The organism is Pseudomonas sp. TNT3, from assembly GCF_010095445.2.
Lineage (GTDB): Bacteria > Pseudomonadota > Gammaproteobacteria > Pseudomonadales > Pseudomonadaceae > Aquipseudomonas.
Genome location: NZ_WFGV02000037.1, coordinates 41,223 through 67,486, shown reverse-complemented (window position 1 = coordinate 67,486; position 26,264 = coordinate 41,223). Strand labels below are relative to the sequence as shown.

At 57.2% G+C, this 26,264-nt stretch carries 28 protein-coding genes; 22 read left to right on the top strand and 6 right to left on the bottom strand.

Going from position 1 to position 26,264, the window contains the following annotated elements; all coding sequences use genetic code 11:
- The 6 genes from tilS to ispD all read left to right on the top strand — a co-directional run.
- Positions 1-580: tRNA lysidine(34) synthetase TilS (gene tilS, locus GBC55_RS20570; RefSeq protein ID WP_247266961.1), on the top strand; the 580-nt coding region annotated here is incomplete at its 5' end.
- A 274-nt stretch (positions 581-854) separates the two neighbouring features.
- Positions 855-2,486 carry a CTP synthase gene (locus GBC55_RS20565; RefSeq protein ID WP_162439116.1) on the top strand — a complete coding sequence of 544 codons (1,632 nt, stop codon included), beginning with the start codon at positions 855-857 and terminating at the stop codon, positions 2,484-2,486.
- Between the two features lie 5 nt (positions 2,487-2,491).
- Positions 2,492-3,337 (top strand): 3-deoxy-8-phosphooctulonate synthase, encoded by an 846-nt coding sequence (kdsA, locus tag GBC55_RS20560; RefSeq protein ID WP_162439115.1) that lies wholly within the window; start codon positions 2,492-2,494, stop codon positions 3,335-3,337.
- Between the two features lie 156 nt (positions 3,338-3,493).
- Positions 3,494-4,783 (top strand): phosphopyruvate hydratase, encoded by a 1,290-nt coding sequence (gene eno / locus GBC55_RS20555; protein ID WP_162439114.1) that lies wholly within the window; start codon positions 3,494-3,496, stop codon positions 4,781-4,783.
- Positions 4,784-4,953: 170 nt separating this feature from the next.
- Positions 4,954-5,232, top strand: coding sequence for a cell division protein FtsB (gene ftsB / locus GBC55_RS20550; RefSeq protein ID WP_008028992.1), 279 nt, complete (start codon positions 4,954-4,956; stop codon positions 5,230-5,232).
- Positions 5,229-5,936 (top strand): 2-C-methyl-D-erythritol 4-phosphate cytidylyltransferase, encoded by a 708-nt coding sequence (gene ispD / locus GBC55_RS20545; RefSeq protein WP_162439113.1) that lies wholly within the window; start codon positions 5,229-5,231, stop codon positions 5,934-5,936. The genes ftsB and ispD overlap by 4 nt, the downstream gene beginning before the upstream one ends.
- 68 nt (positions 5,937-6,004) lie before the next feature.
- On the opposite strand, the gene GBC55_RS20540 is transcribed toward ispD, so the two are convergent.
- Positions 6,005-6,901, bottom strand: coding sequence for a LysR substrate-binding domain-containing protein (locus GBC55_RS20540; RefSeq protein ID WP_162439112.1), 897 nt, complete (start codon positions 6,899-6,901; stop codon positions 6,005-6,007).
- Positions 6,902-7,007: 106 nt separating this feature from the next.
- Here GBC55_RS20540 and GBC55_RS20535 point away from each other — a divergent pair, with 106 nt between their 5' ends.
- From GBC55_RS20535 to rpoS, 8 genes are all read left to right on the top strand, one after another.
- On the top strand, positions 7,008-8,120 hold the full coding sequence (locus GBC55_RS20535) for an S-(hydroxymethyl)glutathione dehydrogenase/class III alcohol dehydrogenase (protein WP_054616002.1): 1,113 nt from the start codon (positions 7,008-7,010) through the stop codon (positions 8,118-8,120).
- Positions 8,121-8,128: 8 nt separating this feature from the next.
- Positions 8,129-8,983 carry an S-formylglutathione hydrolase gene (fghA, locus tag GBC55_RS20530; protein ID WP_162439111.1) on the top strand — a complete coding sequence of 285 codons (855 nt, stop codon included), beginning with the start codon at positions 8,129-8,131 and terminating at the stop codon, positions 8,981-8,983.
- 108 nt (positions 8,984-9,091) lie between these two features.
- Positions 9,092-9,565, top strand: coding sequence for a 2-C-methyl-D-erythritol 2,4-cyclodiphosphate synthase (gene ispF / locus GBC55_RS20525; protein ID WP_162439110.1), 474 nt, complete (start codon positions 9,092-9,094; stop codon positions 9,563-9,565).
- Entirely contained in the window at positions 9,562-10,620 is a 1,059-nt protein-coding gene (gene truD / locus GBC55_RS20520; RefSeq protein ID WP_162439109.1) for a tRNA pseudouridine(13) synthase TruD, read from the top strand. The genes ispF and truD overlap by 4 nt, the downstream gene beginning before the upstream one ends.
- Complete coding sequence (surE, locus tag GBC55_RS20515) at positions 10,608-11,357, top strand: 5'/3'-nucleotidase SurE (protein ID WP_162439108.1); 750 nt, start codon at positions 10,608-10,610, stop codon at positions 11,355-11,357. Before truD ends, surE begins: the two co-directional genes overlap by 13 nt.
- Before the next feature lie 41 nt (positions 11,358-11,398).
- Positions 11,399-12,034, top strand: a complete 636-nt coding sequence (locus GBC55_RS20510) for a protein-L-isoaspartate(D-aspartate) O-methyltransferase (RefSeq protein WP_178114317.1) — start codon at positions 11,399-11,401, stop codon at positions 12,032-12,034.
- A gap of 200 nt (positions 12,035-12,234) precedes the next feature.
- Complete coding sequence (locus GBC55_RS20505) at positions 12,235-13,092, top strand: peptidoglycan DD-metalloendopeptidase family protein (protein ID WP_162439106.1); 858 nt, start codon at positions 12,235-12,237, stop codon at positions 13,090-13,092.
- Between the two features lie 105 nt (positions 13,093-13,197).
- A complete protein-coding gene (gene rpoS / locus GBC55_RS20500) occupies positions 13,198-14,205 on the top strand; it encodes an RNA polymerase sigma factor RpoS (RefSeq protein ID WP_162439105.1) in 1,008 nt (335 codons plus the stop codon).
- Positions 14,206-14,677: 472 nt separating this feature from the next.
- Here rpoS and fdxA read toward each other — a convergent pair whose 3' ends face one another.
- Together fdxA and mutS are read right to left on the bottom strand one after the other, a co-directional pair.
- Positions 14,678-15,001, bottom strand: coding sequence for a ferredoxin FdxA (gene fdxA / locus GBC55_RS20495; protein ID WP_128872800.1), 324 nt, complete (start codon positions 14,999-15,001; stop codon positions 14,678-14,680).
- Between the two features lie 141 nt (positions 15,002-15,142).
- Positions 15,143-17,722 carry a DNA mismatch repair protein MutS gene (mutS, locus tag GBC55_RS20490; RefSeq protein ID WP_162439104.1) on the bottom strand — a complete coding sequence of 860 codons (2,580 nt, stop codon included), beginning with the start codon at positions 17,720-17,722 and terminating at the stop codon, positions 15,143-15,145.
- Between the two features lie 224 nt (positions 17,723-17,946).
- Between mutS and GBC55_RS20485 the strand changes: the two genes are divergently transcribed.
- From GBC55_RS20485 to recX, 3 genes are all read left to right on the top strand, one after another.
- A complete protein-coding gene (locus GBC55_RS20485) occupies positions 17,947-18,453 on the top strand; it encodes a CinA family protein (RefSeq protein ID WP_162439103.1) in 507 nt (168 codons plus the stop codon).
- An 83-nt stretch (positions 18,454-18,536) separates the two neighbouring features.
- Positions 18,537-19,589, top strand: a complete 1,053-nt coding sequence (gene recA / locus GBC55_RS20480) for a recombinase RecA (RefSeq protein WP_162439102.1) — start codon at positions 18,537-18,539, stop codon at positions 19,587-19,589.
- 8 nt (positions 19,590-19,597) lie between these two features.
- On the top strand, positions 19,598-20,065 hold the full coding sequence (recX, locus tag GBC55_RS20475) for a recombination regulator RecX (RefSeq protein WP_162439101.1): 468 nt from the start codon (positions 19,598-19,600) through the stop codon (positions 20,063-20,065).
- A 42-nt stretch (positions 20,066-20,107) separates the two neighbouring features.
- Here recX and GBC55_RS20470 read toward each other — a convergent pair whose 3' ends face one another.
- Entirely contained in the window at positions 20,108-21,226 is a 1,119-nt protein-coding gene (locus GBC55_RS20470) for a TIGR00730 family Rossman fold protein (RefSeq protein WP_162439100.1), read from the bottom strand.
- A 366-nt stretch (positions 21,227-21,592) separates the two neighbouring features.
- Here GBC55_RS20470 and GBC55_RS20465 point away from each other — a divergent pair, with 366 nt between their 5' ends.
- Complete coding sequence (locus GBC55_RS20465; protein ID WP_162439099.1) at positions 21,593-21,787, top strand: hypothetical protein; 195 nt, start codon at positions 21,593-21,595, stop codon at positions 21,785-21,787.
- Here GBC55_RS20465 and GBC55_RS20460 read toward each other — a convergent pair whose 3' ends face one another.
- Positions 21,788-22,210: a PA3611 family quorum-sensing-regulated virulence factor gene (locus GBC55_RS20460; RefSeq protein WP_162439098.1), complete on the bottom strand. Its 423-nt coding sequence runs from the start codon at positions 22,208-22,210 to the stop codon at positions 21,788-21,790. It lies immediately after the preceding gene.
- Positions 22,211-22,396: 186 nt separating this feature from the next.
- Here GBC55_RS20460 and GBC55_RS20455 point away from each other — a divergent pair, with 186 nt between their 5' ends.
- The 3 genes from GBC55_RS20455 to GBC55_RS20445 all read left to right on the top strand — a co-directional run bounded on the left by GBC55_RS20455 (position 22,397) and on the right by GBC55_RS20445 (position 24,437).
- Entirely contained in the window at positions 22,397-23,140 is a 744-nt protein-coding gene (locus tag GBC55_RS20455) for a tRNA-uridine aminocarboxypropyltransferase (protein ID WP_162439097.1), read from the top strand.
- Positions 23,141-23,348: 208 nt separating this feature from the next.
- Positions 23,349-23,999: a response regulator transcription factor ErdR gene (erdR, locus tag GBC55_RS20450; RefSeq protein ID WP_162439096.1), complete on the top strand. Its 651-nt coding sequence runs from the start codon at positions 23,349-23,351 to the stop codon at positions 23,997-23,999.
- Between the two features lie 75 nt (positions 24,000-24,074).
- Positions 24,075-24,437, top strand: a complete 363-nt coding sequence (locus GBC55_RS20445; RefSeq protein WP_092272298.1) for a diacylglycerol kinase — start codon at positions 24,075-24,077, stop codon at positions 24,435-24,437.
- Here GBC55_RS20445 and GBC55_RS20440 read toward each other — a convergent pair.
- Positions 24,434-25,360, bottom strand: coding sequence for a LysR family transcriptional regulator (locus GBC55_RS20440; protein WP_162439095.1), 927 nt, complete (start codon positions 25,358-25,360; stop codon positions 24,434-24,436). The genes GBC55_RS20445 and GBC55_RS20440 overlap by 4 nt on opposite strands.
- 122 nt (positions 25,361-25,482) lie before the next feature.
- Between GBC55_RS20440 and fpr the strand changes: the two genes are divergently transcribed.
- Positions 25,483-26,262 carry a ferredoxin-NADP reductase gene (gene fpr / locus GBC55_RS20435; RefSeq protein WP_008054100.1) on the top strand — a complete coding sequence of 260 codons (780 nt, stop codon included), beginning with the start codon at positions 25,483-25,485 and terminating at the stop codon, positions 26,260-26,262.
- The last annotated feature ends 2 nt before the right edge of the window (positions 26,263-26,264 follow it).

Below are 26,264 nucleotides of genomic sequence, written 5' to 3'. Positions count from 1 at the left end.
CTGGCTGGGCGTGCCGTCATTGGCGTTGGCGCCGCTGGCAGTACTTTCTGCTGCTCGCCAGCGCAACGCACTCAGCCATTGGCTCGTCACGCTGACCCGGCTACCGGACAGCGACCACTGGTCGGGTTGGGACGATCTGCGAGATGCCGCGGCCGATGCCCGCCCGATCTGGCGCCTGGCAGAGGGTGAGCTGCACCGGGCTGGCGCACGGATCTGGTGGTTGTCCGGCGGCTGGCTACGCCCTGCGCCTGACGCAGGTGAGTGGCGCGATCCCTCGCAACCGCTGGTGCTGCCGGAAAACGGTGTGCTCAGTTTCAGCGGTCAAAAGCCCGGTGGCCCGCTGCAAATCCGCTATCGTGAGGGAGGAGAAGTCATGGCTCTGCAGGATCGGGGGCATCGTGATCTGAAGCGCTTGCTCAACGAGAGGGGTGTTCCTGGCTTCGTCCGTGGCAGATTGCCGCTGCTCTACCGAGGCGGGCAATTGCTGGCGGTGGCGAACCTGCGGGGTTTAAGTGGCAGCGAGCGCGAAGGCTGGCATTTGCATTGGGCCCCATTGAGCGAAGATCAAGGTTTGAGCTGAAAGGGGCTTTCCGGTAGACTACGCTCCCTTCTTGATACAACTTCTGTGGATTCGCCTGAATTGCAGGAGTTGCCGATTACCAAGCAGTCTTTGCTGGGCGATTCCAAAAAATGTGTAGCGAGCAACGTACCGGTGTTTCATCTTCCGGTCTGTCCCAACGCGGCGGTTTTTTTGAAAGGTGCACTGTGATTAATGCAGGTGATCGGGGGCTTCGGCCTTCCTTCGCTTTCCCCGGCGGCTCGGACCGCTTTAACGCAGACTTCTAGGGTTTTTCATGACGCGCTACATATTCGTCACGGGCGGTGTTGTTTCTTCATTGGGGAAAGGCATTGCATCGGCTTCATTGGCGGCGATCCTGGAGGCGCGGGGACTTAAGGTCACCATGCTGAAGCTGGACCCGTACATCAACGTCGACCCGGGCACCATGAGCCCGTTCCAGCACGGTGAAGTGTTCGTCACCCACGACGGCGCCGAGACCGACCTGGACCTGGGCCACTACGAGCGGTTCATCCGCACGACCATGACCCAGAACAACAACTTCACCACTGGCCGCGTTTACGAACACGTCCTGCGCAAAGAGCGCCGTGGTGATTACCTGGGTGCAACCATCCAGGTGATTCCGCACATCACCGACGAAATCAAGCGCCGGATCATCAAGGGCGCCGGCGATGCCGACGTGGCCATGGTCGAGATCGGCGGCACCGTGGGCGATATCGAGTCGCAACCGTTCCTTGAAGCCATCCGTCAATTGCGTTTCGAAGTCGGCGCCAAGCGCGCGATGCTGATGCACCTGACGTTGGTACCGTACATCGCCACCGCTGGCGAAACCAAAACCAAGCCTACCCAGCACTCGGTCAAGGAACTGCGTTCCATCGGCCTGCAGCCAGACGTGCTGGTCTGCCGCTCTGATCACCCGATCGATATCTCCTCGCGTCGCAAGATCGCGCAATTCACCAACGTTGAAGAACGTGCGGTAATCGCGCTGGAAGACGCCGACACCATCTACAAGATCCCGGGCATCCTGCATTCCCAGGGCCTGGATGATTTTGTCGTCGAGCGTTTCGGCCTGCAATGTGGCGGTGCTGATCTTTCCGAGTGGGAAGCCGTGGTCGACGCCAAGCTCAACCCTGAGCATGAAGTCACCATCGCCATGGTCGGCAAGTACATGGAGCTGCTGGACGCCTACAAGTCGCTGATCGAAGCGATGAGTCACGCCGGCATCAGCAACCGTACCAAGGTCAACCTGCGCTACATCGACTCCGAAGACATCGAAAACCAGGGCACCGCGCTGCTGGAAGGCGTAGACGCAATCCTCGTACCGGGCGGTTTCGGCCTGCGTGGCGTGGAAGGCAAGATCACCGCCGTTCAATATGCTCGTGAAAACAAGGTGCCGTACCTGGGTATCTGCCTGGGTATGCAAGTGGCTGTTATCGAGTTCGCTCGTAACGTGCTGGGCTGGAAAGACGCCAACTCCACCGAGTTCGATCGTGCCAGCGGCCATCCGGTCGTGGGCCTGATCACCGAGTGGGAAGATGCCACCGGCGCTGTTGAAATCCGTACCGAAGCATCCGACCTGGGCGGTACCATGCGCCTCGGCGCTCAGGACTGCCTGCTGGAAGCCGGCTCCCTGGTGCACGATTGCTATGCCAAGGACGTGATCGTCGAGCGTCATCGTCATCGCTATGAAGTGAACAACAACCTGTTGCCGCAACTGATCGAGGCCGGCCTGAAAATCTCCGGTCGCTCCGGTGACGGTGCGCTGGTCGAAGTGGTTGAAGCACCGGATCATCCTTGGTTCGTCGCTTGCCAGTTCCACCCTGAGTTCACTTCGACGCCGCGCGATGGTCACCCGTTGTTCAGCGGTTTCGTCAAAGCTGCTTTGGCTCAACACCAGAAGAAGGCGTAAACCTGATGGCACAGAAGATCATCCGCGTAGGCGACATCGAAATTGCCAACGACAAGCCAATGGTGCTGTTCGGTGGCATGAACGTGCTGGAAAGCCGCGACATGGCGATGCAGGTCTGCGAAGAGTACGTGAAGGTTACCGAGAAACTTGGTATCCCTTACGTGTTCAAGGCCAGCTTCGACAAAGCCAACCGTTCTTCTGTGACTTCTTACCGTGGTCCGGGCCTGGAAGAAGGCATGCGGATCTTCCAAGACATCAAGCAAGCGTTCGGCGTGCCGATCATCACCGACGTCCACGAGCCTGACCAGGCTGCGGTCGTTGCCGAGGTCTGCGACATCATTCAGTTGCCGGCCTTCCTGTCGCGCCAGACCGACCTTGTGGTCGCGATGGCCAAGACCGGTGCCGTGATCAACATCAAGAAAGCCCAGTTCCTCGCCCCTCAGGAGATGAAACACATCCTGAACAAGTGCGTGGAAGCGGGTAATGATCAGTTGATTCTCTGCGAACGTGGTTCGAGCTTCGGCTACAACAACCTGGTCGTCGACATGCTCGGCTTCGGCATCATGAAGCAGTTCGAATACCCGGTATTCTTCGACGTGACCCATGCGCTGCAAATGCCTGGCGGTCGTTCCGACTCCGCTGGCGGCCGTCGCGCCCAGGTGACCGACCTGGCCAAGGCCGGCATCAGCCAGTCGCTGGCCGGTTTGTTCCTCGAAGCCCACCCGGACCCGGACAACGCCAAATGCGACGGCCCTTGCGCCTTGCGTCTGGACAAACTGGAGCCATTCCTGGCCCAGCTCAAAGCGTTGGACGAACTGGTGAAGAGTTTTCCGACGGTAGAAACCGCGTAAGCCTCAATTCTCCGGTAAAGTACCGCACGATTTAATGCTCAGGCCCTCGGGTCTGAGCGTTATCGTCCGCAAGTCTGCCCGCTGTACACCACTTGCCGACGGTAAAAGTTTTCCTCTAGCTGCGTCGTTTTCGTCAACTTTGGAGTGTTTACAACAATGGCAAAAATCGTCGACATCAAAGGTCGTGAAGTTCTCGACTCCCGTGGCAACCCCACCGTGGAAGCGGACGTGCTTCTCGATAACGGCATCATCGGCAGTGCTTGCGCGCCGTCCGGTGCTTCCACTGGCTCGCGTGAAGCGCTCGAGCTGCGTGATGGCGACAAGAGCCGTTACCTGGGTAAAGGCGTGCTCAAAGCCGTCGCCAACATCAACGGTCCGATTCGCGACCTGTTGAAAGGTATGGACCCAAGCGACCAGAAGGCGCTGGATCACGCGATGATCAAGCTCGACGGTACTGAAAACAAAGGCTCCCTGGGTGCTAACGCAATCCTCGCCGTTTCCCTGGCCGCGGCCAAGGCAGCAGCTCAGGACCAGGACCTGCCGCTGTACGCTCACATTGCCAACCTGAACGGCACCCCGGGTGTTTACTCGATGCCGGTTCCGATGATGAACATCATCAACGGTGGCGAGCACGCCGATAACAACGTCGACATCCAGGAATTCATGGTTCAGCCAGTTGGCGCCAAGTCTTTCTCGGAAGGTCTGCGCATGGGCACCGAGATTTTCCATCACCTCAAAGCCGTTCTGAAGGCCCGTGGCCTGAGCACTGCCGTCGGTGACGAAGGTGGTTTCGCACCTAACCTGGCTTCCAACGAAGACGCTTTGAAAGTGATCTCCGAAGCCGTGGCCAACGCCGGTTACACCCTGGGCACCGACGTGACCCTGGCGCTGGACTGCGCGGCAAGCGAGTTCTACGAAGACGGTAAATACAACCTGTCCGGCGAAGGCCAGGTGTTCACCGCCGAAGGTTTCGCCGACTACCTGAAAGGTCTGACCGAGCGTTACCCGATCATCTCGATCGAAGACGGTCTGGACGAGTCCGACTGGGCTGGCTGGAAAATCCTCACCGACAAGATCGGCGAGAAAGTCCAACTGGTAGGTGACGACCTGTTCGTAACCAACACCAAGATCCTGAAAGAAGGCATCGATAAGAAGATCGCCAACTCGATCCTGATCAAGTTCAACCAGATCGGCACCCTGACCGAAACCCTGGAAGCCATCCAGATGGCCAAGGCCGCTGGTTACACCGCCGTAATCTCGCACCGCTCCGGCGAAACCGAAGATTCGACCATTGCCGACCTGGCTGTGGGCACCTCGGCTGGCCAGATCAAAACCGGCTCTCTGTGCCGTTCCGATCGCGTCTCCAAGTACAACCAACTGCTGCGTATCGAAGAGCAGTTGAACGGCAAAGCCAAGTACAACGGTCGCAGCGAGTTCCGCGGCTGATTGGCAAATAGAAAAAAAGACACCGGATTGTGTCGGAAAAATCGCTACAGCGATGGATTTGCCACTAATCTGATGCCTTACTAGCACAAGCCTGGGTCTTCCAGGCTTCGTGCTATCAGAAGCTTCACGTTTTGGCATGGCTGTCTTTTTCACTGGAAACCCGATATTCGATGCGCAGTCCCAATTGGTTGTTCCTCGTCTTGCTCCTGCTGCTGGCTGGCCTGCAATACCGCCTTTGGGTGGGTAATGGCAGTCTGGCGCAAGTGGCCGAGCTGACTCAGCAGATTGCGGATCAGCATGCTGAGAACGAAGGATTGCTGGAGCGCAATCGGGTCATGGACGCTGAAGTCAGTGAGTTGAAAAAAGGCATGGAGACCGTCGAAGAGCGGGCTCGCCATGAGTTGGGCATGGTCAAGGACGGTGAAACCCTTTACCAATTGGCTCAATGAACACGTTGTTGCCGGCCTTCTGGGCCGTCGTTCCTGCTGCGGGCATTGGTGCCCGTATGGCTGCAGACCGTCCCAAGCAGTATTTGCAATTGGGCGGGCGCACTATTCTCGAACACAGCCTCGGCTGTTTCCTTGATCACCCTTCCCTGAAAGGGTTGGTGGTCAGTCTTGCTGTTGATGATCCTTACTGGCCAAACCTGGCGTGTGCTGGCGACGCTCGTATTCAACGAGTGGAGGGCGGTGCCGAACGATCCGGGTCTGTGCTCAATGCGCTTTTGCATCTGCATGCGCTAGGTGCTGAAGATGAGGATTGGGTGCTGGTTCACGATGCTGCCCGACCGAACCTGAGCCGTGATGATCTGGACAAGTTGCTGAGTGAACTGGCTGACGATCCGGTTGGTGGGCTGCTGGCGATTCCGGCACGCGATACCTTGAAACGGGTCGACAAGCATGGTCGAGTTGTCGAAACCGTAGATCGCAGCGTGATCTGGCAAGCCTACACGCCGCAGATGTTTCGCCTGGGCGCATTGCATCGGGCGCTGGCTGATAGCCTGGTGGCCGACGCGGTTATAACCGATGAAGCTTCGGCGATGGAGTGGGCGGGGCTGGCACCGCGCCTTATCGAAGGTCGATCCGACAACCTCAAGGTCACGCGTCCGGAAGACCTCGAATGGTTGCGTCAGCGTTGGGCCAATCGCCGCTGAATGACTCGTTGGCTGTGTACTGCTCGCGATAGCGGTGGATCAGACAACAAATCCGGCAATGATGTGCATCAGCTTCGATACTCCGGCCGGTCGGCCAACCCTTCCTTTAAGTAATCCACCAACTTGCGCACTTTCGGCGACAAATGCCGTTGCTGTGGATAAAGCGCCCACACGGCCGTATTTGGCGGCTGATGGGTTTCCAACAGTGAAACCAGCTCACCATTTTTCAGGTGCTCCAGCACGTAATAATCCGGCAACTGACACAAGCCCACTCCCTGTAGCGCAGCATCCAATACCGCCTGCCCACTGTTGCAACGCCAGTTTCCCTGTACCCGTTGGGAAAATTCCCGCCCATTCTGCTCCAGTTGCCACAGGTCAGTACTGCCGACAAGGCAGTTATGCCGGCTTAACTCCGACAGGCTGTGTGGGCGACCGTAGCGTTCCAGGTAGGACGGCGACGCGCACAAGTACATGCGCCTTGGCGCCAGCCGAGTGGCGACCAATCGAGAATCCTGCAGTCGACCCAGCCGGATCGCCAGGTCCAGGCCTTCATGCACCAGGTCGAGCTGTCGATTGCTCAATTCGATGTCGATACGCAACTGCGGATAAAGCCCCATGAACCGGGTTACCAGCGGTACGATGAATCGTTCGCCATACGCTACCGCGCAGGTCATGCGCAGCATGCCCTTGGGCTCGCTGGTCAGGTCGCCGACCGCTCTCAATGCTTCTTCGCGTCCATCCTGCAGACGTTGGCAATGTTGCAGGAAGGTTTGCCCAGCCTCGGTCAGCGTTACCCGACGGGTACTGCGGTAAAGCAGGCGAGTTTGAAGGCGTTCTTCAAGGCGTGCTATTTGTCGACTGATATGGGAAGACGAGACCCCCAGACGTTCCGCAGCTGCGGTGAACTGGCTGTTCTCGGCGACTGCGACGAATTCGTCGATACCTTCCCAGCGATTTTCCGACATTCGCGATTATCCCTGTGTGGCAATAATGTTTTGCTTTTGTCCGGATTATTCATCGTTAAGCAGTGTATTACACTCCCCCTCTCGTTTTTATTCACTGGAGAAGCACATGATCAAGTCGCGCGCCGCCGTAGCTTTCGAAGCCAAGAAGCCCCTCGAGATCGTCGAAGTTGATGTCGCCATGCCGAAGGCCGGTGAAGTTCTCTTGCGTGTAGTTGCGTCCGGTGTCTGCCATACCGACGCTTACACCTTGTCCGGTGCTGATCCTGAAGGCATCTTCCCGTCGATTCTGGGTCACGAAGGCGGCGCAGTGGTGGAAGCCATTGGTGAGGGCGTGACGTCGGTCGCTGTGGGCGATCATGTGATTCCGCTGTACACCCCGGAATGCCGCCAGTGCAAATTCTGCCTGTCAGGTAAAACCAACCTGTGCCAGGCCATTCGTGCGACCCAGGGCAAAGGCTTGATGCCAGATGGCACGTCGCGTTTTTCCTACAAGGGCCAACCGATTTTCCATTACATGGGCACCTCGACTTTCTCCGAATACACCGTGTTGCCGGAAATCTCCGTCGCCAAGATTCCTAAAGAAGCACCACTGGAAAAAGTCTGCCTGCTCGGTTGCGGTGTCACCACCGGCATCGGCGCGGTGCTCAATACCGCCAAAGTAAAACCAGGTGATACCGTCGCGATCTTCGGCCTTGGTGGCATCGGTCTCTCTGCGGTCATCGGTGCGGCCAAAGCCAAAGCGGCACGGATCATTGCCATCGACATCAACCCGGCCAAGTTCGAAATCGCCAAACAGCTCGGTGCAACCGAATGCGTCAATCCGAAAGATTTCGACCGTCCGATTCAGGAAGTCATCGTTGACATGACCGATGGCGGCGTCGACTTTTCCTTCGAATGCATCGGCAATGTCCAGCTGATGCGTGCAGCACTCGAGTGCTGCCATAAAGGCTGGGGCGAGTCCGTCATTATCGGCGTGGCCGGTGCAGGCCAGGAAATTTCTACCCGTCCATTCCAGCTGGTCACCGGTCGCGTCTGGCGCGGTTCGGCGTTCGGTGGCGTGCGAGGTCGTACCGAATTGCCAAGTTATGTGGAAATGGCTGAGACCGGTGAGATCCCGCTGGATACCTTCATTACCCACACCATGGGCCTGGAAGATATCAACAAGGCATTCGACCTGATGCACGAAGGCAAGAGCATCCGCTCGGTCATCCATTTCTGAGGTCGCTCATGAGCCTGGAAAATATCTCCTGCCAGAAGAGCTTTGGTGGCTGGCACAAACGTTACAAGCATCGTTCCGACGTGCTCGGCTGCGACATGGTGTTTGCTGTATACCTGCCGCCACAAGCGGAGCTGGGCGGAAAACTGCCGGTCTTGTATTGGTTGTCCGGCCTGACCTGCACCGATGAGAACTTCATGCAAAAGGCCGGCGCCATGCGCATGGCGGCCGAGCTGGGCCTGATCATCGTCGCCCCGGACACCAGTCCTCGGGGTGCGGATGTGCCGGGAGATTCGGATGGGGCGTGGGACTTCGGTCTTGGTGCGGGTTTTTATCTGAATGCCACACAGGAACCCTGGTCCCGGCACTATCGGATGCATGACTACGTCGTGCAGGAATTGCCGGCATTGGTCGAAGCCCATTTCCCTGCGTCGGACAAGCGCGGTATCAGCGGCCACTCGATGGGCGGCCACGGTGCGCTGGTTTGCGCATTGCGTAATCCTGGACGTTATTTGTCGGTGTCGGCGTTTTCGCCAATCAACAACCCGATGGATTGCCCGTGGGGTCAGAAGGCCTTTTCCCGCTACCTGGGAGAAGACCGCTCGAAATGGCGCGAATGGGATGCCTGTGCATTGATTGCCGAGGCCGACGAGAAGCTGCCGCTGCTGGTTGATCAAGGCGATCGCGACGACTTCCTGGCTACCCAGCTCAAGCCTGAAGCCTTGCAACAGGCGACTAAACTGGCCGGACATCCGCTGACGTTGCGCCTGCAACCCGGCTACGACCACAGCTATTTCTTCATCGCCAGTTTCATCGATGACCACCTGCAGCATCACGGCCGCGCCCTGGGAAGGGCTCCCGGTTAGTTTTCCCACCGCTGCGGGCCTGCAGTTGTGCAGGGGGCACTAATTGAGAGCACCCCCTCGTCTAATGCAGGTAGAATCACGCCCTGACAAAAATCGGGGCGTTTTTTTATGCGTATTGGCCACGGCTATGATGTGCATCGTTTCGCTGAAGGCGATTTCATTACTCTGGGCGGCGTGCGCATTGCACACGGCTTCGGGCTGCTCGCTCACTCCGACGGTGACGTCCTGCTGCACGCCTTGAGCGATGCGTTGCTCGGCGCTGCCGCGCTCGGTGATATAGGCAAGCATTTCCCGGACACCGACCCTACTTTCAAGGGCGCCGACAGTCGAGTGCTGTTGCGTCACGTCGTTGCATTGATCCATGCCAAGGGCTGGAAAATCGGCAACGTCGATAACACCATCGTCGCCCAGGCGCCAAAAATGGCCCCGCATATCGAATCGATGCGCGCGCTGATTGCTGCGGATCTTCAAGTTGAGTTGGATCAAGTGAACGTGAAAGCTACCACCACCGAAAAGCTTGGCTTTGTCGGTCGCGAAGAAGGCATTGCCGTGCACGCCGTTGCCTTGTTGCTGCGCGCATGAACGAACTGCAATTGCTTGGCCCGCGGGCCTATGGTGAAGCGCTCGGCACCGCTGTATTGAAAGCCACCGCGGAAGATTTCCAGGTTGATGAAGTGCTTAACATCCCCCTCAGTGGCGATGGTGAACATTTGTGGATCTGGGTAGAGAAGCGCGGTTTGAACACCGAGGAAGCGGCCCGGCGGATCGCCAAGGCTGCAGGTGTTCCATTGCGCACTGTCAGTTACGCGGGACTCAAGGATCGTCAGGCGTTGACTCGCCAATGGTTCAGCGTGCAACTGCCAGGCAAGGCGGATCCTGATTTGTCGGCAGCCGAAAACGACACCCTCAAAATCCTCAAGACCGGTAGGCATAAGCGCAAGTTGCAACGCGGGGCTCATTCAGCCAACGGTTTTACGTTGCGCCTGACCCAGTTCGCTGGCGACAAAGAAGCGATTGAAGAGCGTTTGCAGCTGATCGTTAAACAAGGTGTCCCCAATTATTTCGGCGCCCAGCGATTCGGGTTCGACGGCGGTAACGTGGTGGACGCCCGGTCCTGGGCCGCGCGCAAGGCGTTGCCGGAACAACGCAACGTTCGTTCTCGTTTGCTCTCTACCGCGCGCAGTTTCCTGTTTAACCAAGTGCTGGCGGCACGCGTCGCTGAGGGTAGCTGGGACCGTGCGCAGGTCGGCGATCTGTTGGCATTCACCGACAGTCGCAGTTTTTTTCCGGCAGGTGAAGCAGAGTGCAGTGATCCGCGTCTGGCGATTCTGGATTTGCACCCGACGGGTCCACAGTGGGGCGAAGGTGACTCACCGGCCACTGGTGTTGTCCATGAACTGGAGCAGGCAATCGCCACTCGCGAAGCAGACTTGCGCGATTGGTTGGTTAACGCCGGAATGAGCCACGAACGTCGTATCCTTCGACTGCCCATTGGTGGGTTGACGTGGCATTATCCCGAGCCTGACATTCTGCAACTGGAATTCGTCCTGCCGGCCGGATGCTTCGCCACCGTATTGGTGCGCGAGCTTGTCGATCTGGTGCCGGTGGGGCAGACGGACAGCCCATGCGTATTCTGATTTCTAACGACGATGGGGTAACCGCACCCGGTCTTGCCGCGCTTTATGCTGCGCTGGCGGATTACACCGAATGCGTGGTTATCGCCCCGGACCAGGACAAAAGCGGCGCCAGCAGCTCGCTGACGCTCGACCGTCCGTTGCATCCTCAAACGCTCGCCAATGGCTTTATCAGCATCAATGGCACCCCCACTGATTGCGTGCATCTGGGCTTGAATGGCTTGCTGGAGCGTCAACCGGACATGGTGGTTTCCGGCATCAACCTGGGCGCTAACCTGGGCGATGATGTGCTGTATTCCGGCACGGTGGCGGCTGCTCTGGAAGGACGCTTTCTGGAACGTCCTTCGTTCGCATTTTCGCTGGTCTCACGGCAGGTGGAGAATCTTCCCACAGCGGCTTACTTTGTTCGCAAGCTGGTAGAAGCCCATGCTGATCTTGAGTTACCCCCGCGAACGGTGCTGAACGTGAACATTCCCAACTTGCCGCTGGATCATATCCGCGGAATTCAGCTGACCCGCCTCGGGCATCGCGCTCGTGCCGCTGCTCCGATGAAGGTGGTAGACCCCCGTGGCAAATCCGGTTACTGGATCGCTGCAGCCGGCGACGCGGAAGACGGCGGCCCGGGAACCGATTTCCATGCGGTGATGCAGGGCTATGTTTCGATAACGCCGCTGCAACTGGATCGAACCTTCAATGATGCCTTCAGAAGTCTCGATGGCTGGCTGGAGGGTTTGCGCTGATGGCCCGTGAACACGACGACATTCTGCGTCGCGGCATCGGGATGACCTCCCAGCGTACCCGCGAGCGCCTGATTCAGCGCCTCTATGACGAGGGCCTTTCCAATGCCAAAGTGCTGGAGGTTATTCGCCGTACACCGAGACACCTGTTCGTCGACGAGGCTCTGGCCCATCGCGCTTACGAAGATACGGCGCTGCCGATCGGACATAACCAGACCATTTCCCAGCCCTACATGGTGGCTCGCATGAGCGAGTTGCTACTGGAAGCGGGGCCTTTGGACAAGGTAATGGAGATCGGCACCGGTTCGGGCTATCAGACCGCGGTACTTTCGCAACTGGTCGAGCGGGTCTTCTCGGTAGAACGCATCAAGGTCTTGCAAGACCGGGCCAAGGAGCGGCTGGTCGAACTGAACTTGCGAAACGTCGTGTTTCGCTGGGGTGATGGCTGGGAGGGCTGGCCAGCACTGGCGCCGTACAACGGCATCATCGTGACGGCGGTGGCGACTGATGTGCCACAGGCGCTGCTCGATCAACTCGCGCCGGGTGGCCGGCTGGTGATACCGGTGGGTTCTGGCGAGGTTCAACAACTGATGCTGATCATCCGTGAAGAGCAGGGTTTTTCCAGGCATGTCCTGGGGGCCGTTCGTTTCGTTCCTTTGCTGAATGGGCCACTGGCCTGAGCATTTGTTTCAACGCGATGAATTCTATTCGTTTGCCCCTGTCTTACAGCGGCAACACCAGTTTTAAACGGGATTCAACGTCGGTTAGCAAACGTGTGCCTCGCGTCATTAAAGGTAAACCCGGCGCGGCCCGTTATACTTGCGACACTTGAGCCGGATACGGCAATTCAAATTTTCAGCCACCACAAAGGGAGCGGCGGGTGAGTCTCACAGTCATTGCGCAGCGAATGGGTATAACGAGCTTTCAGCGCCTGGTGACTGGCCTTGTCTTGAGCACCTTGCTGGTCGGTTGTTCCAGCAATAAATCCAGTGACGTACGCGTCGTCGATCGGAACAAAGCAGCCGCTCAGCGTCCGGCAGTGACCACAGGTCAGTACGTCGTACGCCCCAAAGATACGATGTTCTCGATCGCCTTTCGCTATGGCTGGGACTACAAAGCCCTGGCCGCACGAAACAATATTCCTGCGCCCTATACGATCCATCCGGGTCAGACAATTCGCTTTGACGGGCGCACCGGTTCAACACCGAAAGCGGTTGCCAGTTCATCCAGTTCAACACCGTCATCATCGAGTAAAACCACAGTCTTTCGTCGGCCTGTAAACGGTGCAGCAGCGGGAACAGCGGTGGTTGTACCGTCCGTCGCCAATAAGCCTGCACCTGCTCCGCTACCGCCTGCGGGCCCAGCCCCGACCGGCTGGGGATGGCCATCTAATGGCATTCTGATTGGAAAATTCTCTTCAAACGGCAGTTTGAATAAAGGAATTGATATCGCCGGGGATTTGGGACAGCCTGTTTTAGCTGCGTCTGATGGGACGGTGGTATACGCCGGGAGTGGCTTAAGGGGCTACGGCGAATTAGTCATCATCAAACACAGCGATACCTACGTCAGTGCCTACGGACATAACCGCAGGCTGTTGGTTCGGGAGGGGCAGCAGGTCAAGGTCGGACAGACAATTGCCGAAATGGGGTCAACGGGTACAGACCGGGTGAAACTGCATTTTGAGATTCGCCGGCAAGGTAAACCAGTAGATCCGCTGCAATTCCTGCCTCGTCGTTGATTTGTTACCAGCCTGTTCCGTCACGTAGAGGGAACAGGCTCCAGCGTTGCCAAGGATAAGGGCGCCGCTTGAGCTTGAGGTCGAACTCACCAAAGGACTATAACAATGGCTCTCAGTAAAGAAGTGCCGGAGTTTGACATCGACGATGAGGTTCTCCTGATGGAGACCGGCGTCGGCACGGATTCGATGTCGAATGATGAAGGGGCTGCTCCACCTTCCGTTCGTGCCAAATCCAAACACTCCGCCTCGCTAAAGCAACACAAGTATATTGACTACACGCGTGCACTTGATGCCACGCAGTTGTATCTCAACGAAATCGGCTTTTCCCCTCTGTTATCCCCCGAAGAAGAAGTTCATTTTGCGCGTTTGTCGCAAAGTGGGGATCCGGCCGGGCGCAAACGCATGATTGAAAGTAACCTGCGGCTGGTGGTGAAAATCGCCCGGCGTTACGTTAATCGTGGGCTGTCGCTGTTGGACCTGATCGAAGAGGGCAACCTCGGGCTTATCCGGGCGGTGGAAAAGTTCGACCCTGAGCGAGGCTTTCGCTTTTCGACCTACGCTACCTGGTGGATCCGTCAGACCATCGAGCGCGCAATCATGAATCAGACCCGGACCATCCGGTTGCCGATACATGTGGTCAAAGAGCTGAACGTATACCTTCGGGCTGCACGCGAGCTTACGCAAAAGCTCGACCATGAACCTTCCCCCGAAGAAATTGCCAACCTGCTGGAAAAACCGGTGGGCGAGGTCAAGCGCATGCTGGGCTTGAACGAGCGGGTTTCTTCGGTCGATGTCTCGCTGGGGCCGGATTCGGACAAGACCCTGCTGGACACGCTTACTGATGACCGTCCTACTGATCCCTGCGAACTCCTGCAGGACGACGACCTTTCACAAAGCATCGATCAATGGCTCTCAGAGCTGACCGACAAGCAGCGCGAAGTGGTTATTCGGCGCTTCGGTCTACGCGGACATGAGAGCAGCACCCTTGAAGATGTGGGCCTGGAAATCGGCCTGACTCGTGAGCGGGTCAGACAGATACAGGTTGAAGGTCTGAAGCGTCTTCGGGAGATCCTGGAGAAAAATGGCTTATCGAGCGAGTCGCTGTTTCAGTAAGCGTTTCGCCAGGTAAGCAGCAAAAAGCCCCGACTGGTTCGGGGCTTTTTGTTGGCTGCAGTCCGGTGAGGAATAACCCCGGATTTGAGTCTGCTGTTGTAAGTCTTCGCTTACTCTTTTCGTAAGTGTTCGTTATTTTTACACCCTGCCAATCGGCCGTGCACTTCCATTGCTCAAACTATCTAGTTGAATTTAAAAGATAATTATTTTTATCGTCTCCTTTTAATGTCCCCGAGCTACATTGGGGAGTGATTGCCGTCGACCGGGAACTCGCTAATATCCAACGTGTGTCAACGGATAGACACACCCTTCCAGGATGAAGGGAAAGGAAATCGCAGGAGCGATTCATCAGGATGATGAAAAAGGAATACAGGGACTAGGGAAAAAATGTGGGCGGGTCAAACCGCCCCTTTTTTTTGCCTGCAGAAAAGCAAAAAGGCCCACAAGGGGCCTTTTCGAGAACGCGGGGGAATCAGCGTTCGAGATCTTTGATCTTGCCTTTGACGCCATCCCACTCTTCGGCATCGGGCATCGATTCTTTCTTCTCGGTGATGTTGGGCCAGATTTCCGCCAGCTCAACGTTCAGCTGAATAAATTGCTGCATGTCTTCCGGGACTTCATCTTCGGAGAAGATGGCCACAGCAGGGCATTCTGGTTCGCACAATGCGCAGTCGATGCACTCATCCGGGTGAATCACCAGGAAGTTCGGGCCTTCGTAAAAGCAGTCCACCGGACAGACTTCTACGCAGTCGGTGTACTTGCACTTGATGCAGTTGTCGGTGACGACGAAGGTCATTTCTAATTTTCTCCTCAGGCGGCGGCAGCGGAGCCCCTTCACGTTGGGGTCGCCGGGTTTGGGAGCGATAGTCTGCAGGCCAGGCTGTAGCCTGCAGCATCCCAAACCGCGCGAGATTCTAACAGCTTGCAAGCAACTGCGTTAGATCCGTGTCTTTAGTGCATAGAGCATTTCGAGAGCTTTACGGGGTGTCAGGTCATCCAGATCAATTTTGGCCAGCTCATCCAGCACCGGGTGCGGAAGACTGGCGAACATATCGCTCTGTAGCGGCGCGGCCGGTCTGCCTTTGGCTGGCTTTGGAACTTCATGTGGCAGCGCGGTCGCTTCCAGGCGGCCAAGGTGTTCGCGGGCACGCACGATCACTTCGCTCGGCACGCCAGCCAGTTGCGCAACAGCCAGGCCATAGCTCTGACTCGCAGGGCCAGGCAGAACGTGGTGCAGGAACACGATACGTTCGTTGTGCTCAGTGGCATTGAGGTGCACGTTGGCCACCAATGGCTGGGCCTCGGGTAGCACCGTCAGCTCAAAGTAGTGGGTGGCAAACAATGTATAAGCCCGCAGATACGCCAGGCGCTCAGCTGCTGCCCACGCCAGGGACAAACCGTCAAACGTGCTGGTGCCGCGACCGACTTCGTCCATCAGTACCAGGCTACGCTCGGTCGCATTGTGCAGAATGTTCGCGGTTTCGCTCATTTCGACCATGAAGGTCGAGCGCCCACCGGCGAGATCATCGCTGGAGCCGATACGCGTGAAAATGCGGTCCACCAGCGACAACTCACAACTGGCTGCCGGGACAAAACTGCCAATGTGGGCCAGCAACACGATTAACGCAGTCTGGCGCATGTAAGTGGATTTACCACCCATGTTCGGACCCGTGATCACGAGCATGCGAGTGTTGTCATCGAGGCTCAGGTCATTGGCCACGAACGGCGTGGTCAGTACCTGCTCGACAACCGGGTGACGTCCCTGGCTGATGCGCATGCACGGCTCTTCGACAAAGCGCGGGCAGTTCAGGTCCAGATTCAGCGCTCGCTCGGCGAGGTTGCTCAGCACATCCAGCTCGGCAAGTGCGGCGGCAGTGTCTTGCAGGGGCGGGAGTTGTGCGATCAGGTCTTCAAGTAGTGCTTCGTAAAGCATTTTCTCGCGAGCCAGTGCGCGACTCTTGGCTGACAGCGCCTTGTCTTCGAACGCCTTCAGCTCCGGGGTGATGAAGCGTTCGGCGCCCTTGAGTGTCTGGCGCCGAATGTAATCTGCCGGCGCTGATTCGGCTTGCTTGCTCGGCAGTTCGATGAAGTAACCATGAATGCGGTTGTAGCCCACCTTCAGGTGCGACAATCCCGTGCGTGCTTTCTCGCGTGCTTCGAGATCAATCAGGAATTGTCCGGCATTCTCGCTGAGCGATTGCAGGTCATCGAGTTCACTGTCATAGCCAGTTTTCAACACACCGCCATCACGGATGACCGCAGGTGGGTTGTCGATGATGGCTTTTTCCAGCAGTGCCGCCAGTTCCGGATAGGTGCTGGTGGTGTTGGCCAATTGAATGATGTGTGGCGCCTCAAGCTCGGTCATCGCTACTTGCAGTTCAGGCAAGGCACCGAGTGCGTCCCGCAGGCGGGCAAGGTCTCGAGGGCGGGCATTGCGCAGTCCGATACGCGCCAGAATCCGCTCGATGTCGCCGATTTCCTTGAGCTGCGGTTGCAGCTTTTCAAAACGGTAGCCGTCGAGCAGGCAGGTGATCGAAGTCTGGCGCGCCAGCAATACGGTCAGATCGCGAAGCGGGCGGTTCAGCCAGCGAGTCAGAAGGCGGCTGCCCATGGCGGTCTGGCAGCGGTCCACCACCGACTGCAAAGTGTTGTCGCGCCCACCCGCCAGGTTAGTGTCCAGTTCCAGGTTGCGACGGCTCGCGCCATCCAGCACGACGGTGTCGTCCAGTCGTTCGTGACGCAGGCTGCGCAAATGAGGCAAGGCCGTGCGCTGGGTTTCCTTGGCGTAGCTCAACAGGCAGCCGGCAGCACCGATTGCCAGGGTCAGGTTCTCGCAGCCGAAGCCTTTCAGGTCCTGGGTGGAGAACTGCTGGCACAAGCTTTTCAGCGCCGAGTCACGTTCGAAATCCCACGGTGCACGGCGACGAACCCCGCGACGCTTCTCCGCCGGCAAATCCTTTGGCCAGTCATCCGGGATCATCAGCTCTACCGGATTCACTCGTTCCAGTTCAGCCAGCAGGTTCTCCCAGCCTTTGATTTCCAGCACCGTGAAATTGCCACTGGTGATGTCCAGTACCGCCAGGCCGAACAAACGTTCGTCACCCAGTACCGCGGCAATCAGGTTGTCGCGGCGCTCATCCAGCAGTGCCTCGTCGCTGACCGTACCCGGTGTGATGATGCGCACCACTTGTCGATCGACGGGGCCTTTGCTGGTAGCCGGGTCGCCGACTTGTTCGCAAATCACCACCGACTCGCCGAGTTTCACCAGTTTCGCCAGATAGCCTTCTGCCGCGTGGTAAGGAATTCCACACATCGGAATGGCCTGCCCCGCAGACTGCCCACGGGCTGTCAGAGTGATGTCCAGCAGCTTGGCGGCCTTCTTCGCGTCTTCATAAAAGATCTCGTAGAAGTCGCCCATGCGGTAGAACATCAGCTGGTCGGGGTGCTGGTTCTTCAGGCGCCAGTATTGCTGCATCATTGGCGTGTGGGAGGACAGATCGGAGAGCGCTTTATTCATCGGATAATCAGGCAAATTCGTTGAAAGGTGTAGGGCAAAGGAGGGGCGGGGGCCCGGCTTTTCCGCGATGGGCGCAAGGTTACCATGTGCGGTCCGCTCGACGCAGGCATGAAAGCCGGGCGAGGCATTCAGGCTCTCTCTTCTTCTTCACATTTTGATTGATGCTGTGCCTTGCAAGCGCAATCTGCTCGTGTACGGTGGTTCTCATTCCGCCCGATCAGGAGATGACCGTGAAAGAAATCACCCAGCTCGCCGCTGAACTCGGCAGACGCTTGCAGGTTCTCAATGCCCACGTCACTACCGCCGAATCCTGCACCGGTGGCGGGATTGCGGAGGCAATCACCCGGATACCGGGGAGCTCGGCGTGGTTTGAGGCCGGCTATGTCACTTATTCCAACCGTCAGAAAACCGAGCAACTGGGTGTTCCTGACGAGCTGTTTTCGACCGTCGGGGCGGTCAGTCGCGAGGTGGTCGAGGCCATGGTAAAAGGCGCACAGGTTAAAAGCCGGGCGCGTTTTGCGGTGGCGGTCAGTGGTGTGGCGGGTCCCGATGGCGGTTCCCCGAACAAGCCGGTCGGCACGGTTTGGCTGGCCTGGGGTGTCGGAGAGCAGTCATTCAGCGAGGTTCAGTACTTTCCTGGAAGCCGTGACGAGGTCCGCCGACAAACGGTGAAGGCCGCGCTAGAGGGGCTGCTGCGCCACGCTGCTTTAGAAATCTCAAATCAGGGGTAGGCGATCCTGAATCGCTGTGGAATAATACTGTCTACTTATACAGGTGTTGGCCGTCAGGCCTTATTGATTACGTGAGGACTTTAATGGACGACAACAAGAAGAAAGCCTTGGCTGCGGCCCTGGGTCAGATCGAACGTCAATTCGGCAAGGGTGCCGTAATGCGTATGGGCGATCAAGACCGTCAGGCGATCCCGGCTATCTCCACTGGCTCTCTGGGGCTGGACATCGCGCTCGGCATTGGCGGTCTGCCAAAAGGTCGTATCGTTGAAATCTACGGTCCTGAATCCTCCGGTAAAACTACGCTGACACTGTCGGTGATCGCCCAGGCTCAAAAAGCCGGCGCGACCTGCGCATTCGTTGACGCCGAACACGCCCTCGACCCTGAGTACGCCGGCAAACTGGGCGTCAACGTCGATGACCTGCTGGTTTCCCAGCCGGACACCGGTGAGCAAGCTCTGGAAATCACCGACATGCTGGTGCGTTCCAACGCGGTTGACGTGATTATCGTCGACTCCGTGGCTGCTCTGGTTCCAAAGGCTGAAATCGAAGGCGAAATGGGTGATATGCACGTGGGCCTGCAAGCCCGCTTGATGTCCCAGGCGCTGCGTAAAATCACCGGTAACATCAAAAACGCCAACTGCCTGGTTATCTTCATCAACCAGATCCGTATGAAAATCGGTGTGATGTTCGGCAGCCCGGAAACCACCACCGGTGGTAACGCGCTGAAGTTCTACGCTTCGGTTCGACTGGACATCCGTCGTACTGGCGCGGTGAAGGAAGGTGACGAAGTCGTTGGTAGCGAAACCCGCGTCAAAGTTGTGAAGAACAAAGTGGCTTCGCCGTTCCGTCAGGCTGAGTTCCAGATTCTTTACGGCAAAGGCATCTATCTCAATGGCGAGATGATCGACCTGGGCGTTCTGCACGGTTTTGTTGAAAAATCCGGTGCCTGGTATGCCTACAACGGCACCAAAATCGGTCAGGGTAAAGCCAACTCGGCGAAATACCTGGCAGATAATCCGGACATCGCCGCGACGCTTGAGAAGCAACTGCGTGACAAACTGCTGACTCCAGCGCCGGACGTTAAAGCATCGCCAGTCAAAGAGACTGCTGATGACCTGGCAGACGCTGATATCTGAATGATCTGATGACCGCCGTACTCGATACACTCGTCGCGGTGCGGCGAACTGCAATGGACCTGCTCGCGCGACGCGAGCACGGTCGAGTCGAGCTGACGCGTAAACTGCGTCAGCGCGGCGCTCTCCCTGAAATGATCGACATCGCACTCGACCGTTTGACGGAGGAGGGCTTGTTATCCGAAGCCCGTTACCTCGAAAGTTTCGTTTCCTACCGAGCCCGATCCGGATACGGCCCTTTGCGTATTCGAGAAGAGTTGAGTCAGCGCGGCTTGCAACGTACTGATATCGAACTTGCTATACGCGAGAGCGGTATCAGTTGGCAGGCACAGTTGGAAGACACCTGGCGACGCAAGTTCTCCGGGCATTTGCCGATTGATGCGCGAGAACGTGCCAAACAGGGCAGGTTCCTGAGTTATCGCGGATATTCCATGGAAATGATCGGCCGGTTGTTCAGTGGTCGAGCAATGGATGATTAAACTAAATGGCCCGTTATTTCGATAACGGGCCATTTTTTTGTCTCATATCACCTTGGAAGGCTCACGCGCGCGCTGTTGCGCCTGCGGTTTTGTCTGGGCCCAGTTTTCCGGCAGGTTGATGTAGTCCACCAGTTCCCGCAGACGTCCGTGATCACGTGCATTAAAGGTAAAGGCCAGTCTCGCCAAATGGCTGAACTGTTCTTCGTCGTGTTCTTCGCCACTGTAAACATGCTGATGGAAATGGTCGCTCAGGCACAGGTCGGCAAATGCCTCCTGCATGTGCCCAAGGGCCTGATCGCTGAGTTTATGATTCATGCGAATAACGAACTGGTGCTTGAGCCAGCGGCTGGAGTGGAAGTTGCTGTAGAACTGGTTGATCTGCTCCACCGCCTCTTCAGCGCTGTAAACCAGGCTCACCAGCTTCATGTCCGTGGGCAGAATGTAGCGATTTTCCTCCAGCTGGTGGTGAATGAAATCCAGCGCACCTTGCCAGAATTTACCTCCTGGCGTGTCCAGCAGTATTACTGGCACCAGCGGGCTTTTACCGGTCTGAATCAGCGTCAGCACTTCCAGCGCCTCGTCCAGCGTGCCAAATCCTCCAGGACAAAGAACCAGTGCATTGGCTTCCTTGACGAAGAACAACTTGCGGGTAAAGAAGAAATGGAAGGACAGCAGGTTGGCCGTGCCTTGTACCGTCGGGTTGGCGTGCTGCTCGAAAGGCAGCGTGATATTGAATCCCAGGCTATGTTCCAGGCCGGCACCTTCGTGGGCTGCCGCCATGATGCCGCCGCCAGCACCTGTGATCACCATCATGTCCGAGCGCGCCAATGCTGCACCGAGCTCTCGAGCCAGGCCATAAAGAGGGTGTTCGATTGGCGTTCGGGCAGAGCCGTACACAGTCACTTTGCGTCGACCCTTGAACGGTTCAAGCACTCGGAAGGCATGCTCCAGTTCGCGCAGGGCTTGCAGGGTTATTTTGGCATTCCAGCGATTGTGATCTTCCTGAGCCATACGCAGCACGGTGAGGATCATGTCACGGTAAATCGGTATGTTCGGGCTGTTGGGTGAAACCAGGTTGAGTTGTTCTTCGACCTTGCTGGTGAGGTCGTGGCCGCCTTCTGCAAAATGACGGCTAAGGAGGTCATTCGGTTGGTAAGGCATTCAGCTTCTCCTTGCATACAGGCTGTGTTTTTTTCGATGAATGAAAAAAACCTTCGCAACAAAACGCACAACGGGCTGCTCCTTTTCGGCCCTCAAATATAAAGGTGGATACGTTAAATCTAGTCCCTCGCGATCAGTTGCGCTGAATTGATCATTGCGCCGCAATGTCTTTCCTGGCAACCGCTTATTGAGGATTTGCAAAGTGATTTCACCGCTCGTCTGAACGCGAGCTGAGCGTCCGTTACTCTGATTTACTAAATGACAGAGGTGTCACCAGACTTTTGCGTCCAGAGCAAGACGCTCGGTACAGGCAGTTCAAAGGATTTATCGCGCAATCAACGGCGAAGGGCAGGGAGGCGTCACACGATGGCCAGAGTCATTCTGGAGATCGATACGCAACTGTATCGATTGCTGAAATTATCAGCCGAGACCAATCATCTGAGTCTTGAGGAGGAGTGTTGCCGGCGCCTCGCGGGAGCCGAGCGACAGTCACGGTATCTGCAGGCACTGGTGGCAGAGCTGCGCGCCGAGGATGAGCAGCGGCGCGAGAACTCGCGTTGATTACTTTTTCTTCTGAGTCGCTTTCGGGCAATCCGATTCCTGGAAGCTGGCGGAGCCGACAGCGCGATTGGTTTTCACCTCGGTAAAGTCGTAGCGCATGACCGCCCCCTTGGCCATCAGCTTGCGGAATCCCGGATTCCGGCAGACAGAGGCGCCCAGCTGGAAGTACACCGCTTTCGGGTCAGATCGCATCTTCTCGGCGTGGCTGCTTTGCACGCTCAAGTGGTTGATCAATACATTGCCTTCAGCGGTATAACCCTGGTCGAGAATATCTTCGTTGATCGCCCGTGGCGTGCCGACGCTGCTTTGAGCGGCAACGTTGCGCAGCTCTCGGTTGAGATTCTGCTCACTCAAAGACGCAGCCTGAGCACTGAAGGACGACGCTAGCAGAATGGCAGCGGTGGGAACGATAAAGCGCAGCATGAAACTCTCCTGGTTCAGTGACTGGTGCTTCGACCCGTCACATGACTGTGCGTTCAGTGGTCGCGAATTATAGGGGAGGTGGTCTGGACGGTACAGGCTTGTGCTGGCAGCTCTGATAAACTGCCGGCATTTACTGCCCCGAGTGCCGTTCGTGTCGAGTTTTCCTGTCTGCCGGTGTTACCCAAGATGAATCACGCCCCCAACGCCGTAGCCCGCTTGCGCGACCAACGTGAGGAGGAGGGTATCAAGCCGATTCAGGCGCGCGGCTGGAGGGCGCCGCGCTGCCGTGCCTGTCGTGTCATAGAGAGTCACTGCCTGTGCGCGTGGCGTCCGCAAGTCGACGCCCGCTCCGGCGTATGCCTGATCATGACCAACAAGGAGGTGTTCAAGCCAAGCAACACCGGTTGGCTGATCGCCGATGTGATACGCGATAACCACGCCTTCATCTGGTCTCGGACCGAAGTCGATCAGCAGCTCCTGTCATTGTTGTCTGACCCCCAATGGCAGCCGTATCTGGTGTTTCCCGGCGAGTATGTCGAACCTGAGCGCGTGACTAACAGTGTTGACGTCGATAGCACCAAACGCCCGCTGTTCATCTTGCTGGATGCCACCTGGACCGAAGCCAGGAAGATTTTCCGCAAGAGCCCGTATTTCGATCGGCTGCCAATCCTGAGTCTGCTGCCGGAAAAGCTTTCTCGTTACCGGCTACGGCGCTCCACTCGCAGCGAACATTTATGCACCGCCGAAGTGGCGGCCCTGTGTCTGGATCTTGCGGGCGATACCGACGCTGCGTCAGCGCTGGACGCTTATTTTGACGTGTTCAGCCAGCATTACCTCGATGCAAAACATCAGCTGGACATGAACGTTTCAACACCGGCTCACGCCGAGCTCATGCCTTATGTGCAGAGCACTGCGCCGGTGATGTGCTGAGCTTCGCCCATACTGCAACGAACGGGACGGCCATGTAACTTGACCACCCCGTCTTCGCTGGGCATGCTTGGCGCCGATTAGGGCGCGGCCAAAGTTTGATACACCGTTTTTTTACGTGAAGAACCACGTTATTGGTGTTGAACGTGCCCTGTTGGTGCCGCTCCGTGGCGGCACCTCGAGTTGTTTGAAAAACAGGATCATTTGAAAAATGGCCACATACGAAATCCTGATTGCCGATGACCACCCTCTTTTCCGCAGCGCGCTGCATCAAGCGTTGACCCTGGGCCTTGGCCCGGATGTCCGCCTGGTGGAAGTGGCGAGTATCGCCGAGCTGGAAACCCGCCTGGACGAAAAGTCTGACTGGGATCTGGTGTTGCTGGACCTGAACATGCCCGGTGCCTATGGTTTTTCCGGGTTAGTGCTGTTGCGTGGTCAGTACCCGCAGATTCCCGTGGTCATGGTGTCGGCCCAGGAAGAAGCCTCGATCATGGTCAAGTCCCGTGAATTTGGCGCCAGCGGTTTTATTCCCAAGTCCAGTGACTTGAGCGTCATTCAAAAAGCCGTGAAGGCTGTGTTGGATGGCGACGTATTCTGGCCCCCTCAAGCCTTCGAAGCCGTCAGTGTTTCTGATGAAGCCAAGGCCGCGAGTGAAGGGCTGGCAAGTCTGACACCCCAGCAGTTCCGGGTGTTGACGATGGTCTGTGAAGGGTTGCTCAATAAGCAGATTGCGTACGAGTTAAGTGTGTCGGAAGCGACCATCAAGGCTCACGTCACCGCCATTTTCCGTAAGCTCAATGTGCGGACCAGGACCCAGGCCGCGCTGCTCTTGCAACAACTTGAGTCAATTTCGAGTCACTAAAGCGCGCATGTTCACGCTTTTTTGACTTCGCTTGATCTAGCTTTCCCACTTCTTTTTGGTTCAGTTGACTACTTTATGTCTCCTTTCAAAGGCCAGACCGGCCTAAAACGCATCCTTAATGCTTCAGGCTATTCACTGGACGGCTTGCGCGCTGCCTTCACTGGCGAGGCGGCTTTTCGTCAGCTCGTGTTGCTCAACGTCGTGCTCATCCCCTTGTCGTTCTTCTTGAACGTGAGCCGCGTCGAACAGGCGCTGCTGATTGCCGTGTGCCTGCTGGCATTGATTGTCGAGCTGCTCAATTCCGCGGTGGAAGCGGCCATCGACCGTATCTCCCTCGAATTGCACCCGCTGTCCAAGAACGCCAAGGACATGGGCAGCGCCGCTCAGTTTGTGGCGTTGACCATGATCGCTTTGGTGTGGGCAGTCATTCTGCTTTAAGCGATGTTGGGCAGGACGATCTCGTCGCTGCGCTGAACCCCGGCGGTGAAGGCGCGGCACAGATCAAGAAACTCGCGCATCGCTGACGTCTGGTATTTCTGCTTGTGCCAGATGAAATAGAACTGCCGCGCCAGGTCCAGGTCCGGCGTTTCGACCGGTACCAGGCTGCCACGCCTGAAAGCATCGCGCAGCGCCAGCCGCGAAATACAGCCAATCCCCAAACCGGATTCCACAGCGCGTTTGATCGCCTCCGTGTGCTCAAGCTCCAGGCGAATGTTCAGCGCGCTGCGATGATGACGCATGGCTTGGTCAAAGGTCAGGCGCGTGCCAGAGCCTTGCTCGCGCAAAATCCACGCCTCGTGGGACAGTTCTTCCATGGTCGCCGTGCCTTTTACGGCCAAGGGATGCTGCGGTGCGCAGAACACCACCAACTCATCCTCGACCCAGCTTTGCACTTCGATGTCCGGATGGCTGCAGTCGCCTTCGATTAGACCCAGATCAATTTCATAGTGAGCGACTTGTTGCACGATATTGGCAGTGTTCTGCACGTGCAGCTTCACCTGGCTTTCCGGATGGCGCTGCATGAAGCTGCCGATCAGCAAAGTTGCCAGGTAATTACCGATGGTGAGTGTCGCGCCGACTGCGAGTGAGCCAAAACCGGACTTGCCATTAAGCAGGTCTTCGATCTCTTTGGCCTGATCGAGCAGCGCCACCGCTTGGGGCAATAGCTGTTTACCCAGGGCATTGAGGCTCAGCCGTTTGCCGGCTCGGTCGAACAGCTGGCAGCTACACTGACGCTCTAGCTCGGTGATTGAGGTGCTCGCCGCCGATTGCGAAAGGTTAAGCAGGCCCGCAGCACGGGACACGCTCTCCTGCTGGGCGACAGCGACGAATACTTGAAGTTGACGGAGAGTAAATCGCATATCGATATAACCGATAACCCTTATCTTAATAATCCATTTAACAGATATTGTCGCTGCGATTAGAATGCGATGCAATTGCGCACCTCGTCGGCGCAGGCAAAATCTCCAGGAGTCCCCCGTACATGAGCAACATGAACCACGAGCGTGTCCTCAGTGTTCATCACTGGAACGACACTCTGTTCAGCTTCAAGTGCACCCGCGATCCGGGCCTGCGCTTCGAGAACGGTCAGTTCGTGATGATCGGCCTGCAACAGCCCAATGGCCGCCCGCTTATGCGCGCTTACTCGATTGCCAGCCCGAACTGGGAAGAGCATCTCGAGTTTTTCAGCATCAAGGTGCCTGATGGTCCGCTGACTTCCCAGTTGCAGCATCTGAAGGAAGGCGACGAGATCATCATCAGCAAAAAGCCTACGGGCACGCTGGTGCTGGACGACTTGAAGCCTGGCAAGCACTTGTACCTGCTCAGCACCGGTACCGGTCTGGCGCCTTTCATGAGCGTCATCCAGGACCCGGAAACCTACGAGCGTTTCGAAAAAGTGATCCTGTGCCACGGCGTGCGTTACGTCAACGAAGTCGCTTACCGCGAATTCATCACCGAGCACTTGCCGCAGAACGAGTTCTTCGGCGATGCGTTGCGTGACAAGTTGATCTACTACCCAACCGTGACCCGTGAGCCGTTCGAGAACGAAGGTCGTCTGACTGACCTGATGCGTAGCGGCAAGCTGTTCAGCGACATCGGTCTGCCACCGATCAACCCGCAGGACGACCGTGCCATGCTGTGCGGCAGCCCGAGCATGCTCGATGAGACCAGCGAAGTGTTGAACAGCTTCGGCCTGAAAGTCTCGCCGCGGATGCGCGAGCCGGGTGATTACCTGATCGAGCGTGCGTTCGTCGAGAAGTGACC

Excerpts from the sequence above, each read along its gene's own strand:
- GBC55_RS20565 (WP_162439116.1), top strand. The coding sequence starts at position 855 with ATGACGCGCTACATATTCGTCACGGGCGGTGTTGTTTCTTCATTGGGG.
- kdsA (WP_162439115.1), top strand. The coding sequence starts at position 2,492 with ATGGCACAGAAGATCATCCGCGTAGGCGACATCGAAATTGCCAACGAC.
- eno (WP_162439114.1), top strand. The coding sequence starts at position 3,494 with ATGGCAAAAATCGTCGACATCAAAGGTCGTGAAGTTCTCGACTCCCGT.
- ftsB (WP_008028992.1), top strand. The coding sequence starts at position 4,954 with ATGCGCAGTCCCAATTGGTTGTTCCTCGTCTTGCTCCTGCTGCTGGCT.
- ispD (WP_162439113.1), top strand. The coding sequence starts at position 5,229 with ATGAACACGTTGTTGCCGGCCTTCTGGGCCGTCGTTCCTGCTGCGGGC.
- GBC55_RS20540 (WP_162439112.1), bottom strand. The coding sequence starts at position 6,901 with ATGTCGGAAAATCGCTGGGAAGGTATCGACGAATTCGTCGCAGTCGCC.
- GBC55_RS20535 (WP_054616002.1), top strand. The coding sequence starts at position 7,008 with ATGATCAAGTCGCGCGCCGCCGTAGCTTTCGAAGCCAAGAAGCCCCTC.
- fghA (WP_162439111.1), top strand. The coding sequence starts at position 8,129 with ATGAGCCTGGAAAATATCTCCTGCCAGAAGAGCTTTGGTGGCTGGCAC.
- ispF (WP_162439110.1), top strand. The coding sequence starts at position 9,092 with ATGCGTATTGGCCACGGCTATGATGTGCATCGTTTCGCTGAAGGCGAT.
- truD (WP_162439109.1), top strand. The coding sequence starts at position 9,562 with ATGAACGAACTGCAATTGCTTGGCCCGCGGGCCTATGGTGAAGCGCTC.
- surE (WP_162439108.1), top strand. The coding sequence starts at position 10,608 with ATGCGTATTCTGATTTCTAACGACGATGGGGTAACCGCACCCGGTCTT.
- GBC55_RS20510 (WP_178114317.1), top strand. The coding sequence starts at position 11,399 with ATGACCTCCCAGCGTACCCGCGAGCGCCTGATTCAGCGCCTCTATGAC.
- rpoS (WP_162439105.1), top strand. The coding sequence starts at position 13,198 with ATGGCTCTCAGTAAAGAAGTGCCGGAGTTTGACATCGACGATGAGGTT.
- fdxA (WP_128872800.1), bottom strand. The coding sequence starts at position 15,001 with ATGACCTTCGTCGTCACCGACAACTGCATCAAGTGCAAGTACACCGAC.
- mutS (WP_162439104.1), bottom strand. The coding sequence starts at position 17,722 with ATGAATAAAGCGCTCTCCGATCTGTCCTCCCACACGCCAATGATGCAG.
- GBC55_RS20485 (WP_162439103.1), top strand. The coding sequence starts at position 17,947 with ATGACCGTGAAAGAAATCACCCAGCTCGCCGCTGAACTCGGCAGACGC.
- recA (WP_162439102.1), top strand. The coding sequence starts at position 18,537 with ATGGACGACAACAAGAAGAAAGCCTTGGCTGCGGCCCTGGGTCAGATC.
- recX (WP_162439101.1), top strand. The coding sequence starts at position 19,598 with ATGACCGCCGTACTCGATACACTCGTCGCGGTGCGGCGAACTGCAATG.
- GBC55_RS20470 (WP_162439100.1), bottom strand. The coding sequence starts at position 21,226 with ATGCCTTACCAACCGAATGACCTCCTTAGCCGTCATTTTGCAGAAGGC.
- GBC55_RS20465 (WP_162439099.1), top strand. The coding sequence starts at position 21,593 with ATGGCCAGAGTCATTCTGGAGATCGATACGCAACTGTATCGATTGCTG.
- GBC55_RS20460 (WP_162439098.1), bottom strand. The coding sequence starts at position 22,210 with ATGCTGCGCTTTATCGTTCCCACCGCTGCCATTCTGCTAGCGTCGTCC.
- GBC55_RS20455 (WP_162439097.1), top strand. The coding sequence starts at position 22,397 with ATGAATCACGCCCCCAACGCCGTAGCCCGCTTGCGCGACCAACGTGAG.
- erdR (WP_162439096.1), top strand. The coding sequence starts at position 23,349 with ATGGCCACATACGAAATCCTGATTGCCGATGACCACCCTCTTTTCCGC.
- GBC55_RS20445 (WP_092272298.1), top strand. The coding sequence starts at position 24,075 with ATGTCTCCTTTCAAAGGCCAGACCGGCCTAAAACGCATCCTTAATGCT.
- GBC55_RS20440 (WP_162439095.1), bottom strand. The coding sequence starts at position 25,360 with ATGCGATTTACTCTCCGTCAACTTCAAGTATTCGTCGCTGTCGCCCAG.
- fpr (WP_008054100.1), top strand. The coding sequence starts at position 25,483 with ATGAGCAACATGAACCACGAGCGTGTCCTCAGTGTTCATCACTGGAAC.